The organism is Mesorhizobium qingshengii (assembly GCF_027563465.1).
Lineage (GTDB): Bacteria > Pseudomonadota > Alphaproteobacteria > Rhizobiales > Rhizobiaceae > Mesorhizobium > Mesorhizobium qingshengii_A.
In genome coordinates, this window is the sequence record NZ_JAPFQA010000009.1 from 90,555 (window position 1) to 105,038 (window position 14,484).

General features: G+C 61.0%; 12 protein-coding genes. 8 read left to right on the top strand and 4 right to left on the bottom strand.

What is annotated here, in order from left to right; genetic code table 11:
* The first annotated feature begins 1 nt into the window (after position 1).
* The 6 genes from OOJ09_RS20165 (at position 2) to OOJ09_RS20190 (ending at position 7,749) form a co-directional block, all read left to right on the top strand.
* Positions 2–1,021, top strand: a complete 1,020-nt coding sequence (locus tag OOJ09_RS20165) for an ABC transporter permease (protein ID WP_269906870.1) — start codon at positions 2–4, stop codon at positions 1,019–1,021.
* Between the two features lie 60 nt (positions 1,022–1,081).
* The gene (locus tag OOJ09_RS20170; RefSeq protein ID WP_269906871.1) at positions 1,082–2,110 is read left to right on the top strand and encodes a sugar ABC transporter substrate-binding protein; all 1,029 of its coding nucleotides are present in this window, start codon (positions 1,082–1,084) and stop codon (positions 2,108–2,110) included.
* Positions 2,111–2,177: 67 nt separating this feature from the next.
* Positions 2,178–4,310 carry an ABC transporter permease gene (locus OOJ09_RS20175; RefSeq protein WP_269906872.1) on the top strand — a complete coding sequence of 711 codons (2,133 nt, stop codon included), beginning with the start codon at positions 2,178–2,180 and terminating at the stop codon, positions 4,308–4,310.
* A gap of 22 nt (positions 4,311–4,332) precedes the next feature.
* Entirely contained in the window at positions 4,333–5,445 is a 1,113-nt protein-coding gene (locus tag OOJ09_RS20180; protein ID WP_269906873.1) for an SMP-30/gluconolactonase/LRE family protein, read from the top strand.
* On the top strand, positions 5,442–6,959 hold the full coding sequence (locus OOJ09_RS20185; protein ID WP_269906874.1) for a sugar ABC transporter ATP-binding protein: 1,518 nt from the start codon (positions 5,442–5,444) through the stop codon (positions 6,957–6,959). Before OOJ09_RS20180 ends, OOJ09_RS20185 begins: the two co-directional genes overlap by 4 nt.
* A gap of 10 nt (positions 6,960–6,969) precedes the next feature.
* Complete coding sequence (locus tag OOJ09_RS20190) at positions 6,970–7,749, top strand: SDR family NAD(P)-dependent oxidoreductase (protein WP_269906875.1); 780 nt, start codon at positions 6,970–6,972, stop codon at positions 7,747–7,749.
* Between the two features lie 70 nt (positions 7,750–7,819).
* Here OOJ09_RS20190 and mog read toward each other — a convergent pair whose 3' ends face one another.
* Positions 7,820–8,326 carry a molybdopterin adenylyltransferase gene (gene mog / locus OOJ09_RS20195; RefSeq protein WP_269906955.1) on the bottom strand — a complete coding sequence of 169 codons (507 nt, stop codon included), beginning with the start codon at positions 8,324–8,326 and terminating at the stop codon, positions 7,820–7,822.
* 248 nt (positions 8,327–8,574) lie between these two features.
* Positions 8,575–8,964: a hypothetical protein gene (locus OOJ09_RS20200; RefSeq protein WP_269906876.1), complete on the bottom strand. Its 390-nt coding sequence runs from the start codon at positions 8,962–8,964 to the stop codon at positions 8,575–8,577.
* Positions 8,965–9,278: 314 nt separating this feature from the next.
* Between OOJ09_RS20200 and OOJ09_RS20205 the strand changes: the two genes are divergently transcribed.
* Complete coding sequence (locus OOJ09_RS20205) at positions 9,279–10,436, top strand: NnrS family protein (RefSeq protein WP_269906877.1); 1,158 nt, start codon at positions 9,279–9,281, stop codon at positions 10,434–10,436.
* 144 nt (positions 10,437–10,580) lie between these two features.
* Here the strand turns inward: OOJ09_RS20205 and OOJ09_RS20210 are convergent, their stop codons facing one another.
* Positions 10,581–10,757 carry a hypothetical protein gene (locus tag OOJ09_RS20210; RefSeq protein ID WP_269906878.1) on the bottom strand — a complete coding sequence of 59 codons (177 nt, stop codon included), beginning with the start codon at positions 10,755–10,757 and terminating at the stop codon, positions 10,581–10,583.
* 100 nt (positions 10,758–10,857) lie between these two features.
* Positions 10,858–11,571 (bottom strand): helix-turn-helix domain-containing protein, encoded by a 714-nt coding sequence (locus tag OOJ09_RS20215; protein ID WP_269906879.1) that lies wholly within the window; start codon positions 11,569–11,571, stop codon positions 10,858–10,860.
* Positions 11,572–11,753: 182 nt separating this feature from the next.
* Between OOJ09_RS20215 and OOJ09_RS20220 the strand changes: the two genes are divergently transcribed.
* Positions 11,754–14,483 carry a nitrate/nitrite transporter gene (locus OOJ09_RS20220; protein ID WP_269906880.1) on the top strand — a complete coding sequence of 910 codons (2,730 nt, stop codon included), beginning with the start codon at positions 11,754–11,756 and terminating at the stop codon, positions 14,481–14,483.
* The last annotated feature ends 1 nt before the right edge of the window (position 14,484 follow it).

Genomic DNA, 14,484 nt, shown 5'->3' on the forward strand with positions numbered 1-14,484 from the left:
AATGGCATCAGTCAAGGACGGTTCTTCCACGGCCAGGGGGCCGGCGACGTTTGCCCTGAAGAATGTCGGCCAGGAGACGCTGGTGGTGGCCACCACCGTCCTGATCTTCAGCCTGTGTGCGATTCTTGTTAGCGGGTTCTTCACATTGGCGAACATTTCGACACTCGCGCGCAGTGTCTCCGTGCTCGGTATCCTTGGCGTTGGCATGACTGTTGTGGTCATCGGCCGTGGCCTCGACCTGTCGCAGGTCGCCGTGCTGGCGATTTGCGCGGCATGGTCGCTCAAATTGATAGGCCTCGGTTACGGCCTCGCGGCCGGGCTGGCCATGGGCCTTGGATTTGCGATCGCGGTCGGCGCTTTCAATGGTTTTGCCATTTCGATCATCGGCATTCCGGCACTGTTCACCACACTCGCTTCCGGAACCCTGGTCTACGGCATCGGCCGATGGCTGATGTTGGATGGGATCATCACCTATGCCCCGGAAAACCAGCCGCTGCTCCTTGCACTCGGTCAAGGCGAACTCCTCGGCATTCCGATTCCGCTGGTGATCTTCGCGGCCGTCGCGCTTGTCGGCCATTTGGTACTGTCGCGCACCACAGCCGGACGCTTCGTCTACGCCTTCGGCGACAACGCGGAAGCGGCCCGGCTCACCGGCGTCTCGGTCCGCGTGCTGACCATCAGCCAGTATGCGTTTTCATCGGCGGTGGCATTCCTGGCAGGTCTGGTCACGGCAGGATCCGTCGCGTCGATCAACACTAACGTGTTCAGTTCGAGCCTGATCTTCGATGTCCTGCTGATCGTTGTTCTGGGCGGCGTCAGCCTGAGCGGCGGCCGTGGCTCGATTGCCAGCGTGCTGGCCGGAACGGCGCTGATCGGAACCTTGCTCAACGCGATGATCCTGCTGGACGTCCAGGGCGACGTCCAGAACATCGTCAAGAGCGTCGTGCTGCTTGGCGCGATCACGCTCGATCGCAAACTGCATCCCCGGGACGAGGAGACGGCCCGGCAAGGAGATCTTTAGGGGAGGCGTCTTCCTCGACAAGATTGAAACAATCAAGGCGCGCTATCTCGGGAGGAGAAGATGACGTTGATCAACCACTGCAGACGGCTGGTGAAGCCGATTGCGCTGACTCTGGGTGCCATGCTGTGCATCTCGACGCTGCCTGCCAGCGCGGCTGACGGCGGCGCTCAATTGAAGGAAATATACACCAAGTCGATCGAAGGGAAGACCATCGCATTCCTGCCGATGACGTTGGGCGCACCGCTGATGGACACATGGGAATATGTGATCCGCACGGAAGCCGAACGCAGTAACATGAAGTATTCCGTCAAGGATCCAGCATGGAACAGCACCGCGCTGGCGCAGGCTTTTGAAGGCGCCATTGCCGACAAGCCAGACGTCATCATCGTGCAGAACCCGAACGTCCAGCTGCTGGTCAAGCAGATCAAGCAGGCGCAGGAAGCCGGCATCTACGTCATCCAGCTCAGCATGATGTCGAACACGTTGAGCGACGGCTATGTCGGCGGTGACTGGACCGAGCAGGCGGAAGTCACCGGCAAGGATATCGTCAAGGAGTGCGGCACGGGCAGTGGCAAGTCGGGCAAGGTCGTCATCCTGCAAGGCGAACTCACCTCGGCGCAAAACGTCTACATGACCAACGCCCTAATGAAGGAGTTTGCTAAGGACACCGCCATCCAGGTCGTCTCCAGCCAGGCGACCAATTGGGACGCTACCAAGGCCTATGACATCACCACGGCGGTGCTGCAGCAGCATCCCGATGTCTGCGCCATCTTCGGCCCTTACGACATCATGACCATCGGCGGCGCGCAGGCCGTCAAGAAGGCCGGGCTGACCGGCAAGGTCCTCGTCTACTCGAATGGCGGCGGCTACAAGGAAGGCTGTGACGCAGTCCGGGCCGGCCTGATCGACAGGTACATGGACTGGGATGCCTGGAACCAGGGTCGCGAGGTCATGGTCATGGCCAAGAACCTGTTGATGGCCGGTGAAAAGCCGGGCTCGCACAATGTCGCTTCGTTCTCCAGCTTCTTCTGGGTGACGAAGGACAATGTCGACCAGGCGCGCTGCACCGACATTCCCAAGAAGAGCTGAAGGCACACGATAAAACAGAGCGGGCGGCCGCGATGTCGCCCGCGAAGCCAACCTAGGGAGGGATCGGATGGCCGACACCAGCTTCAGGGAGACACTGATCCGTCTTCGCTACAAATGGTCATTCCAGCAGTTCGTGGCCGAACTTCTGCAAAAACGATGGATGGAGCCCGTGGTGCCGTTCACCGCGGCCGTGCTGGTGATACTGGCCTTTGCATTCCTGATCCCCGGTTACCTGTCGGTCGGCAACATCGTTTCGACAGCGCGTCAGTTCGGCGAATTCGGCTTTGTCGCCATCGCCATCGCGGTTGTCATCATCTCAGGCGGCATCGATTTGTCCGTCGGCTCGATCTTTGCCATGGCCAATTTCATCGCGCTGATGATGTTCAACATGTACGAGCTGTCGGCGCCGCTTTCGATCGCCGTGACGCTTGGCGCCGGCGCCCTTATGGGCGCGGTCAACGGCATGTTGATCGGTTATATAGGCCTTGGTGCTTTCCTGACGACGCTCGTCACCATGCTGATCTTCCGCGCGATCTTGAACCTGCTCATTCTGCGTTATTCCATGGAAATGGCTATCTCGACGGGCGACAGCCGTTTCTGGGACTGGCTCGGCGGCGGCGACCTGCTCGGCGTGCCGGCCAACATCCTGGCGTTGGCGCTGGTGGCGATCGTCGGCCACATTTTCCTGAGCCGGGGCCGGCCTGGCTGGTACATTGCCGCCATCGGAGCCAATCGCAAGGCCGCCCGCCACGCGGGCATCCCGGTCGAACGGCACCTCTTCCTCACCTATGTCATCTCGGGCGTGCTCACTGCCCTTGGCGGTGTGTTCTATGCCGCACGCCTGAACAGCCCGAGTTCCGACACAGGCGTCGGCATGGAAGTGTTGGCGCTGACCGCCGTCGTGCTGGGCGGTGTCAACCTTTCCGGGGGCAAGGGCTCCATTGGCCAGTCGCTGATCGGCACCACCATCGTCCTGGTGCTCATCAACGGACTGGTTCGCTTCGGCTTGGTCGGCGGTGCCACGTCGGCATTCCTCGGGTTCATGATGCTGCTGGCCGTCGGCGTCGACGTCAAATGGTCGCGCAACCGCAACAAGGCGATCGAAAAGATCTATGTCGTGCCCAGCTACTTCAAGCTTGGCGCGCGGCACGACATCGCGCCCGACAGCGGTTCGGCCTACGCGCTGAACAACCGGCTGCGCGATGCCGAAGCCATCGGTCTTGGCAAGCTCGACGGTCCGGAGGACGTCATCTTCGACCGCGAAGGCAATCTCTATTGCGGGACACGCGAAGGATTCATCTGGCGCTTCAGCGGCAAGGACCTGGAGACGCAGGAGATCTTTGCGCGGACCGGCGGCCGGCCGCTCGGCATGGCATTCGACCGCGACGACAACCTCATCATCTGCGTGGCGGGCATGGGGGTCTACGGCGTGCGTCCCGACCGGTCGGTCTACAAGCTCACCGACGAGACGACGCGCACCTTCGGCAAGGTGATCGACGATTCCCGCCTCGTGCTTGCCGACGATCTCGATATCGCGCCGGACGGCAAGATCTACTTCAGTGAGGCAACGCTGCGCTACACCGCCCAGACCTGGGCAACGGACGCGCTCGAGGGCCGCGGCAACGGGCGAATCATCGTCTTCGATCCGTCGACCGGCAAGACCAGGACGCTTTTGCGCGATCAGATCTTTCCCAATGGCGTCTGCGTCTCTCACGACGGGCAGTCGGTGCTTTTCGCTCTCACCTGGGCTTGCCGTATTGAACGCTACTGGATCGCCGGACCGAAGGCCGGCAAGCTGGAAACGCTGATCGCCGACCTGCCGGGCATGCCCGACAACATCAACAGGGCATCCGACGGCAGCTATTGGCTGGCGCTGGTCGGTCTGCGGACGCCGGCCTACGACCTCGCCATGGAGGATCCGGGATTCCGCACTCGGATGATCAAGCGCATTCCCAACGACGAATGGCTTTATCCCAACATCAACAATGGCTGCGTCGTGAAGTTCGATGAGAGCGGCAAGATCATCGAGACGCTCGGCGACATCGGCGGCAAGTCACACCCCTCCGTCACCTCGATGCGCGAGGAGCGCGGCTATCTCTATATCGGCGGCCTTTCCAATGACCGGATCGGGCGCGTCAAGCTTTCGGGTGTCGACGAGCAGTGGAACGGACCTGCAGCCTACTGGGGCGAGCGGACATGAGTGCGGCACAAGGGGCATCTCTATGAGCAGCGTGGTCGTCGACATCCTGAAGGAATTGCTGTTCCGCAACCGCGACCGGCGCGCCAATCCGGTGCTTGACGGTCCGATGCGGCCGAACTCCGGTCTCGACGAGTGCCCGGTGCTTAGCAACGCCCTGCGGGAACCGGACGACATCGCGTTTGCCGCCGACGGCAGAGCCTATGTCACGGCCGGTCGCACGGTCTTTCGTTTCGAAAATTCCGATTTCTCAAACCCGCTTGCCGTCGCCGAGTTTGACGGTCTTGCAACCGGTATCGCCTCGCATCCGAAGGGCGGCGTCGTGGTTTGCATTGCTGGGCAAGGCATTGCCTTCCTGGGTGGGCCCGACGAAGGCCGCATGCTCAGGATCGAGGGACAGCACGGGCTCCGATGCCCGACCGCGATCGTCGCCGGCGCGCAAGGCGATCTCTATGTCTGCGATGGTTCGCGGGACAATACCCCCGACCGCTGGGCCTTTGACCTGATGGAAAAGCGCCGTTCAGGCCGGGTGCTGCGCATCGACGGCGATACCGGACAGGTAGAGGTGATCGCCGAGCAGCTCGCCTATCCGAACGGCATCTGCTTCAGTCTCGACGGACAAGCCCTGGTCGTCACGGAAGCCTGGACGCATGGCGTGTCAAGGTTGCCGCTTCGGGCGGGCGGCCGCGGCAGTGCTCAGGCAATGATGCAGAACCTGCCGGGTTATCCGGCGCGAATCGCTACCCATGGATCCGGCTACTGCCTGACCATGTTCGCGTTGCGCACGCAGCTGGTGGATTTCGTGCTGACGGAGGACGCTTACCGCCGCAAGATGATTGAGCGCATCGATCCGGCCTTCTGGATCGCGCCTGCGCTACGCTCGGAGGGCCACTATCTGGAGCCGGTGCAAGGCGGCGGCCTCAAGAAACACGGCAGCCTCAAGGCATGGGCGCCGCCGCGATCCTACGGACTGGTGGTCTTCCTCGACGACGAATTCGAGCCTGAAGCGAGCCTTCATAGCCGCGTCGGCGGCGCCCGTCACGGCATTACCGGGGTAGCCACCGAAGGCGGCTCGGTGTTCGTGACCTCGAAGGGCAACGGCAAGATCATCCAGGTGACAGCAGGTCCGAAGCAATGACGACGGAAAGACATGAAGAACCGATGCTGCGCGTGGTCAAGGGCACCAAGGTCTACGGAGGCGCGCGGGCGATCACCGATGTCGATTTCGACATCGGGCGTGGTGAGATCCATGGCCTTGTCGGTGAAAACGGCGCAGGCAAATCGACGCTCTGCAAGGCGTTGGCCGGCGCGATCACGCTATCATCGGGTGAGATCCTGCTCGACGAACAGAGACAGGTCTTCGCCACTCCGGCCGACGCGCTCAAGGCTGGCATCGTCATGGTCTATCAGGAAACCAGCCTGATCCCGACCATGACCGTGGCGCAGAACATCATTCTGGGTCGCGAAAAGTACATGACCCGGCTGCGCGGCATGTATATCGCCGCCCAGCAGTTGCTCCAGTCGATGAATTTCCATGTCGACCCGACAGCAATGGTCTCGACCCTCGGCGCGGCGCAAAAGCAGATGGTAGAGATCGCGCGCGCCGTCCACCATCGCGCCCGGCTCATCATCTTCGATGAGCCAACCGCAACGCTGACGCCCGAAGAAAAGCTGCATTTCTTCGACCTCATCCATAGGCTCAAGGCCGAAGGCGTCGCTATCATCTTCATTTCACATGCCCTTGAAGAAGCGCTGGAACTGACGGACCGTGTCACCGTGCTGCGCGATGGCGAGTGTGTTCACACGGGACCGACGAAGGATCTCACCCGTGAAATCCTCGTGAGGCATATGGTCGGTCGCGACCTGTCGCAGACCTACTACGCGGATGCGCGCAAGCCCGACATCAAGCAGACGCGACGGAAGAAAGTCCTTTCGGTCCAGAACGTCATCATGGGCAAGATGGTCCGCAACATGTCGTTCTCGGTCTACGCCGGAGAGATTACCGGGATTTCGGGGCTGATCGGCTCAGGCCGCACCGAGATCGCCAAGGTCGTGGCCGGAGCGCTGAAGCGCAACTTCATCTATGGCGGCATGATCTACCTGAACGGCAAGCCGATACGATATCGCATACCCCGCCAGGCGATCGCCGACGGCATCGTCTATGTCACCGAGGACCGCAAGCTGAACGGCTTCTTCGAGACCATGCGGATCGACGAGAACATCTATGTCGGACGATTGGCGACACCGGAAGGGCGTTCAACATTGCTGTCGCGCCGCGAGCAGACCCGGGTCGGGACCGAGTGGGTTCAGCGCATGAAGATCCGCGCCATCAACAGCCGCGCCAAGATTGTCGAGTTGTCGGGCGGAAACCAGCAGAAAGTTGTGGTGGCGAAATCGCTCGTTCAAAATCCTAAGGTCGTCTTCTTCGACGAGCCTACCCGCGGCGTCGATGTCGGCGCCATCCAGGAGATCCACGACTTCATCCGCTCGCTCGCCGCGCAAGGCATCGCGGTCGTCGTCATCTCGTCCTATCTCCCCGAGATACTCAGCCTCTCCGACCGCATTCTCGTCGCAAGGCAGGGCCGCATCGTTGAGGAATTCTCAGCCGCCGAAGCGACCGAAGAAAAAATCATGTACGCCGCAATCCACTGAGGTCAAGGCCATGTCGAAGATGCTGGAACAGCTTTTTTCCCTCTACGGCAAAGTTGCCCTGATCACCGGTGGGGGGCGTGGCATTGGCCAGGAAACGGCGCTGATGCTCAGTCAGGCCGGGGCAAAGGTAGCCGTTCTAGATCGTGACGAAAGCGCCGCGAAAGACGCGGTAGACGCGATTGTCTCGGCGGGTGGCGAAGCGGTCGTTCTGGTGGCGGATGTTTCCAAGCCCGAACAGATCAAGCAGGCGTTCGCCACCGCGCTCGACCGCTTCGGCCGGTTGGATATCCTCGTCAACAACGCGGCTCTGGTGAGACGCATTCCAGCACTGGAGACCAGCATCGACGTCTGGCGCGAAGTGATGGACGTCAACCTGAATGCGGCCTTTTTCTGTTCATGCGCCGCGGCCGAGCCAATGACAGCGGCCGGCGGCGGCGCTATCGTCAACATCGCATCGATCATGGGCATCTCCGGAGGAGGCATCTATCCGATCGCTTCCTATCATGCGAGCAAGGGCGGCCTTGTCAACCTGACGCGCGGCCTGGCTGTCGAATGGGCATCGCGGGGTATTCGCGTCAACGCTGTCGCGCCGACATGGGTCCGAACTGAGTTCACCAAGGCGCTGCTCGACGATCCGGAAATGTCGAAAACGCTGCTCGACCTGATGCCGCTTCGAAAATTCGCCGATACAATCGATGTCGCCGCTGCGGTCTTGTATCTGGCTTCACCTGCCGCGAAGGTGGTTACCGGCCATGTGCTTGCGGTCGATGGCGGCTACCTGGCCCGCTAAAATCTCGTAGTGCAATAGGAATTGCAAACGAGGCCTCTGCTGTCCCTGCATCAGCTTCTAGGTGCATGCCTTAATCAAACATCGCCGGGTCCGCGACAATCGGAACTGCGCCGATCAGCTCGAGACAGTACGGCACGGCGGGGAAAACAGCATTCAGGCACACGTCGATAGATGCCGGCTTGCCGGGCAGATTTATAATCAGCGAACGGCCGCGCACTCCAGCGGTCTGACGTGAAAGGATTGCGGTGCGGACCTGGCGCAGGCTGGCCTGCCGCATGAGTTCGCCAAAGCCGGGAAGCTCCTTGGTGATAACCTGCTGCATGGCCTCTGGGGTAAGGTCTCTCGGAGATGGACCGGTCCCTCCAGTCGTCAGGATCAGATCAACGCCGCATTGGTCGCAAAGCTCGATGAGCACATCCCGGACACTTTCCACGCCGTCAGGGACTATGCGACGGATGAAGACGCACGGCGATGCTACGACACGACGAAGCCAACGCTCGATTGCTGGACCGCCAAGGTCCTCGTAGTCGCCGCGGCTTGCACGGTCCGAGACCGTCACGATTGCAATCTGGGTCATTTTTTCCGTTCGAAATCCATCTTCAGATCGAAGTGGCTGCTTGCCAGCCGGGCTTGCCATGGGCGTATCCATCGACGCGCGTGCTGGGCAGATCGAGGCACGAAAGGATGAAGCGGGCAGCCTTGGGATCCTCTCTCCCGTCGGATGCCGGAGGTGCCCGCCAGCTCTGTTCGGACCGCGATCGGCGATCACCTGAACCGGACCGGCAGGGGCAGCTGCAGTCCTCGCCGACCGTTGCGGCCGAGCAGCTATGGCCCGGTCTGCACCGGGGACAAACTGAGTTGCCGCATCGAAAATGCGCCTTCCTTCGCGGTGTTCGCGATGTCGTCGAACAGGAGTGCGACATCCAGGTAGACGCTACGGTCCCGTTCGGTAGCCCCCATTTCGTCAAGGTCCTGCAGGAAGAAAAGAATGGCTTCGATGCGTTCGCGTTGGCTGCGGGCATTGGCAAGATGTTCGCGGGCGGTTCGTCGGATCTCCAGAGCTGCAAATCGCGCCAACATCTCGTCGAGCCTGGAGTGGCACTTACAATCCAGCTGGGCGTCCTTGATCAAGATTGCCAGCCGGCCGAAAACGGCCATGTCGGCAAATCGCCGGATGCCATCGTCAATGCCACTCGATGGAACGTTCCATTTCATATCTTGTTCGCTCCTGTTGCAAGGTCAATCACAACCTTGCTGGCGTCCGATCGAACCGTTGGCGCGGCGCGAGGGGAAACGTTTCGCGGCCGATCGCACAACGGACGGAGCGGTGCCTTCTTATCCACCGATCCGGTCTCGAAAACTGGTTTGATTATAGTCACCCGTTTTGAAACCTGTTTGCGTTTGAGCAAATACGGGGATCGATCACCGGCGGTATTGCCTTCGGGTCGGCTTTTTTCGACCACCGACCTTGCGAACGGCGAAGCAGAACGAGGATCTCGCATCGGCCATCGCCGTGGAGGAATTGTTGCATGGCTACTGACGGGAGCGCGCTCGCTGTCGATGCGAGGCGGATGCCGGCGCCGTTTCGGCCATTTTTTCTCATCGCCGGTCTGGACGCGATCGTAGGCGCGGCGGTCTGGCTGCCCTCGGCGTTCGGAATACAGGCCATCGGCCCAACCGGGATTTCTCCCGGCGATTGGCATCGTGACGTGCTTCTGTTCGGGATGGTTCCAGCCATCCTGACTGGTTTTCTGTTGACGGCGCTGCCCCGATGGACAGGACGTCGTGCGGTGTCGCCCCTCACCACGCGTTTGCTGGTCGCTCTATGGCTGTGCAGCCGGGGCACTTTCCTGTTTCTGTCGCTTTCGGCCGGACTTGCCCTCTCGGCGCTGTTGGTCCTGACACTCCTCTTGATCGCGGCGGGACATGTGATAGCCAGCCGGGACCGTCGCAACCTGAAGATAGTGTTTCTGCTGCTTGTCTTTTGTGGCGGCAACGTGCTCACGGCAGCGTCCTGCCAGGTAGAATTTGCACTGCGACTGGCCCTGGCTTCGATCATCGGCCTCCTCATGATCATTGGAGGACGGGTCGTGCCGGCTTTGACCATGGCTTATATCGAAAGCGCCGGCGGCCGGATCTTCATCGATCGCTCTGCTGTTTTGGAGTACGCGGCAGCCGTCGTGGCGGCATGCGCCCTTGGTTCGTGGGTTGTCGCGCCGCAGGCACAACTCACTGGCCTTGCCTGCGCCCTTGCCGCCTGCACTCAGGTGATGCGAGTCGCCCAGTGGAAAGGGTGGCGAATGGTGGCGTCGTCGTCAGTTCTCGCTCTTCATATCGGGTACGGCTGGATCACCGTCGGTTTCGGGCTTCTGGCGATCCACATTTTCGCGCCTGCAAGGCTGGGGCAGGCGGCTGCCGTTCATGCCTGGACGATCGGCGCCATCGGCACGATGGCTCTCGCCATCATGGCGAGCATGATCCGCAAGCACAGCCGCCGCGCCTTCGAGACCTCGGTTCCGGCGACAGGCGCCTTCGTGACGATGACAATTTGCTGCCTGTCGCGCCTCCTGGTCGAATTACTGCCCGTCTACGGCGCGGTTTTAACGGGTCTTTCAGGCACGTTGTGGGTTGTCGCCTACGGCCTGTTTCTCATGGCTTTCCGTCGAATGCTCTTACCGCAAATTTAAGGCAACGCCGGATTGCCGGAGCCAGAAAGGCAGGAGCCAGCCGGCATCGGTGGCTGGCAACCCACCTTGAAGAGGCATTCGTGCAAGGAAGGTCCTGTCCTCGAGATTCCCCTGAGAACAGGTCGCCATCTCATGTTCGGCGCTTCAGGCTTTCGGCTTGACTGAATTCTGGCGAGGTTTCTCGTCTAAATGCGTTTTGATCGGCGCGGGGCGTTGCCCGCGCAATCTATGACGCGATTCGAAAGAGGCGTACGCCAGCACGGCGAGGAAGGCAAAGACATCCAGCACCAAGACAGTGATCGTCGAGCTGTCCGTTGGCACACCTGTTCTCCTTCCTCAACTGGTTGAGGTGATGGCAAGAGTGACGGACAGGCGTTGACCTGGATCAACCAAAGGCAGTGATTGCCGCGACTTCGGTCAATCAGACTACGAAGTCATCGGCGTCTGGCCCGTCGGTAACGGGATCGTACCCGCATTCGGCGGCCAGCCGAGGAGCGTCATGAATCAGGACGATTTGGCCATGGACTTGAATGCCTGAGTTGCTCAGGCTGGACAATGCACGCGAAAAGGATTCACGAGTTATACCAAGTTCGGAGGCGATCAGCATCTTCTCAAACGGCAGGACTGCTTTGTCTGGAGTGCGCTGCCTCTGTGACAGGGCCAAGAGGTAACATCCGACACGCTGTATCGCGGTCCTCAGCTTGAGATTCTTGATCTGCCGAACCATGCGTCGGAACTGTTGTGCGAGGCTGCCGATCACGGCATGCGCCAGCAACGGATCTGCGTCGACGGCCGAGCGAAACGCTGCCGCATGAATCAACAGAAACCGCGAAGGCTCGGGCACCCTGGCCTGCATGAGATAAGGCGCACCGGTCAGCACAGCGGCAGGGATAATGAGATCCGGCGCCCGAACAGCCTCGATCAAGACTTCACCACCTTCGGCCGATCGTCCAAATAATTGCGCCGATCCCGCCAGCACGATCAGTTGGAAATTCGGCACGTCGCCTTGTTCGAACAAGACAGTGCCTGAGGACACGCTGTGCACCATTGCATTTTGCAGCAGGTCGGTCCGCCGGGACGCGGGTAGCCCCCGAAACACCGGGAGCGCTTCCGGTGCCAGTTCCTCATACGTCATGTCCCCCAACAAAATTTATCTTCTCCGATTTGAGGCTTGCCGTCGTCTCCGCATGGTCCGTGACAAATGTCACGTCGCGCCTTGATTTGGATCAATGCTGGATGACGGCGCCTTGGCCATCTTGGCCCGTGAGCGGGCGAGAGTCCGATCCTTGAGGCCAACTGTCGAAGGGGCAGCTGACAATGAAAACGCCCGTGTATCCGAAGTCCGGTCAAATCCTGGGCGCCAGCACGGCAGCATTTACGGTCTGCTTCGCGGTCTGGACCATTTTCTCCATCATCGGCATTCGCATCCGCCAGGAACTCGGCCTCAGCGAGACCCAGTTCGGCCTGCTCGTCGGCACGCCGATCCTGACGGGGTCTCTGCTCAGAGTCGCGCTTGGCATCTGGACCGACCGCTATGGCGGCCGGATGGTCTTCACGGCGAACATGCTCGCCGCCGCTGTCGCGACCTTTCTGCTGTCTTATGCCCACACTTATCCGCAAATGCTGGTGGCTGCCCTCGGCGTCGGTATAGCCGGCGGCTCCTTTGCAGTTGGTGTTGCCTATGTGTCGCGCTGGTTCCCGCCGGAGAGGCAGGGTACGGCGCTTGGCATCTTTGGTGCCGGCAATGTCGGCGCCGCGGTCACCAAATTCCTCGCTCCCTTCGTGCTCGTCGCCTTCGGATGGCAAACCGTGGCGCAAGTCTGGGCAGCGGCCCTGGTCGTCATGGCCGTCATCTTCTGGCTTACGACGCAGGACGACCCCATTATCGTCGAGCGGCGGCGATCCGGGATCAAGCCGAAAAGTGCGTGGCTCGAGCTCGAGCCCCTGAAGAATGTGCAGATCTGGCGCTTCGCGCTCTATTATTTCTTCGTTTTTGGCGCCTTCGTCGCGCTCGCGCTCTGGCTGCCGCAATATCTCATCAATGTCTACGGCCTCGACATCAAGACGGCCGGCATGATCGCAGCCTTCTTCTCGGTTCCGGCGAGCCTCTTTCGGGCCTATGGCGGACACCTGTCCGACAGCTTTGGCGCGCGGCGCGTGCTCTACTGGACCTTCTTGGTCTCGGTCGTGGCGACGTTCATTCTGGCCTATCCGCCGACCGACTACGTGGTCCACGGCATCAATGGCACGATCTCCTTCCACCTAGAGATGAGCCTCGTCGGCTTCATCATCGCAATCTTTGTGCTCGGCTTCTTCATGGCCCTCGGCAAGGCCGCTGTCTACAAGCACATCCCTGTCTACTATCCCGACCATGTCGGTTCGGTCGGCGGACTCGTTGGCATGATCGGCGGCCTCGGCGGTTTCGTCCTGCCGATCCTGTTCGGCTTGCTGCTGGACCTGACCGGCCTCTGGACGAGCTGCTTCATGGCGCTCTTCGTGCTGGTTTCCGGCGCGCTGCTGTGGATGCATATGGCCATCCGCCAGATGGAACGCGGAGCCGTTGGCGAAGCCCTCGCCAAGCTCCCGCCCTTCCCCGAAATGCAGGACATGCCCGCGCCTGTGGCCAAAACCCGGACGGGCGGTGCACTTACCGACTGGCGTCCGGAGGATAGAACCTTCTGGGTTGAAACCGGCCGCCGCATCGCACAGCGCAACCTGTGGCTTTCGATCCCGGCGCTTCTCCTTTCGTTTGCAATCTGGCAGGTATGGTCCGTCGTCGTCGCCAAGCTTCCGCTCGTCGGCTTCACCTTCACCACCGACCAGCTCTTCTGGCTCGCGGCCCTGCCCGGAATCTCGGGCGCGACACTGCGTATTTTCTATTCGTTCATGGTGCCGATCTTTGGCGGCAGGCTCTGGACGACCCTCACGACCTGGTCGCTCCTCATCCCGGCGGTCGGGATCGGCTATGCGGTGCAGAATCCTGACACGCCCTATGTCGTGCTGTTGATGCTGGCGTTGCTTTGCGGCCTGGGCGGCGGCAACTTCGCCTCTTCCATGGCCAACATCTCGTTCTTCTTCCCGAAGGCGGAAAAGGGAAACGCCCTAGCGCTCAACGCTGGCCTTGGCAATCTCGGCGTCAGCGTTGTCCAGTTTGTGGTTCCGCTGGCGATCACGGCTGGGATCTTCGGTTGGTTCGGCGGCGATCCGGCCATGGTCAAGGGACCGGCGGGCGAGGCGCCGTTATGGTTGCAGAATGCCGGGTTCGTATTCGTGCCGTTTATAGCGGTCTCTGCCTTTGCGACCTGGTTCGGCATGAACGACATCGCTTCGGCCAAGGCATCCTTCACCGAGCAGGCCGTGATCTTCCAGCGCCGGCACAACTGGATCATGTGCTGGCTCTACACCGGTACCTTTGGCTCCTTCATCGGCTATTCGGCTGGTTTTCCGCTGCTCACGAAGATGCTGTTCCCGGACGTCAACGCGCTTCAGTTCGCCTTCCTCGGCCCGCTCGTGGGCGCCCTGTCTCGCTCGGGCAGCGGCTGGCTGGCTGATAAATACGGCGGTGCGCGTGTCACCTTCTGGGCCTTCGTCCTGATGATCGCGGGTGTTGCGAGTGTTTTGTGGTTCATCGGCATCAAGGATCAACCCGGTGCATTCCTTGGGTTCTTCGCCGCGTTCCTGCTGCTGTTCTTCGCCACCGGTGTCGGCAACGCCTCCACCTTCCAGATGATCCCAGTGATCATGGCCAAGGAAATGGGCCGCTTGATGCCCGCGGCCGACGCGGAAACGCGTCGCAAGCAAGCGGAGAAGGAGTCCGCCGCCATCACCGGCTTCACCTCGGCTATTGCTGCCTTCGGCGCCTTCTTCATCCCGAAGAGCTATGGCACCTCGATCGCCTTGACGGGCGGGCCGGACGCCGCGCTCTGGGGTTTCTTGATCTTCTACGTGAGCTGCCTGGCTATCACCTGGGCCGTCTATACCCGTAAGGGCGGCCTTCTTCACGACATCGAGCGTGCCAAGCGCGGTGCGTCCGTCCATCCGGCGTAGC

Bases quoted from the DNA above. Each gene is read 5' to 3' on its own strand.
- OOJ09_RS20165 (WP_269906870.1), top strand. From the start codon at position 2: ATGGCATCAGTCAAGGACGGTTCTTCCACGGCCAGGGGGCCGGCGACG.
- OOJ09_RS20170 (WP_269906871.1), top strand. From the start codon at position 1,082: ATGACGTTGATCAACCACTGCAGACGGCTGGTGAAGCCGATTGCGCTG.
- OOJ09_RS20175 (WP_269906872.1), top strand. From the start codon at position 2,178: ATGGCCGACACCAGCTTCAGGGAGACACTGATCCGTCTTCGCTACAAA.
- OOJ09_RS20180 (WP_269906873.1), top strand. From the start codon at position 4,333: ATGAGCAGCGTGGTCGTCGACATCCTGAAGGAATTGCTGTTCCGCAAC.
- OOJ09_RS20185 (WP_269906874.1), top strand. From the start codon at position 5,442: ATGACGACGGAAAGACATGAAGAACCGATGCTGCGCGTGGTCAAGGGC.
- OOJ09_RS20190 (WP_269906875.1), top strand. From the start codon at position 6,970: ATGTCGAAGATGCTGGAACAGCTTTTTTCCCTCTACGGCAAAGTTGCC.
- mog (WP_269906955.1), bottom strand. From the start codon at position 8,326: ATGACCCAGATTGCAATCGTGACGGTCTCGGACCGTGCAAGCCGCGGC.
- OOJ09_RS20200 (WP_269906876.1), bottom strand. From the start codon at position 8,964: ATGAAATGGAACGTTCCATCGAGTGGCATTGACGATGGCATCCGGCGA.
- OOJ09_RS20205 (WP_269906877.1), top strand. From the start codon at position 9,279: ATGGCTACTGACGGGAGCGCGCTCGCTGTCGATGCGAGGCGGATGCCG.
- OOJ09_RS20215 (WP_269906879.1), bottom strand. From the start codon at position 11,571: ATGACGTATGAGGAACTGGCACCGGAAGCGCTCCCGGTGTTTCGGGGG.
- OOJ09_RS20220 (WP_269906880.1), top strand. From the start codon at position 11,754: ATGAAAACGCCCGTGTATCCGAAGTCCGGTCAAATCCTGGGCGCCAGC.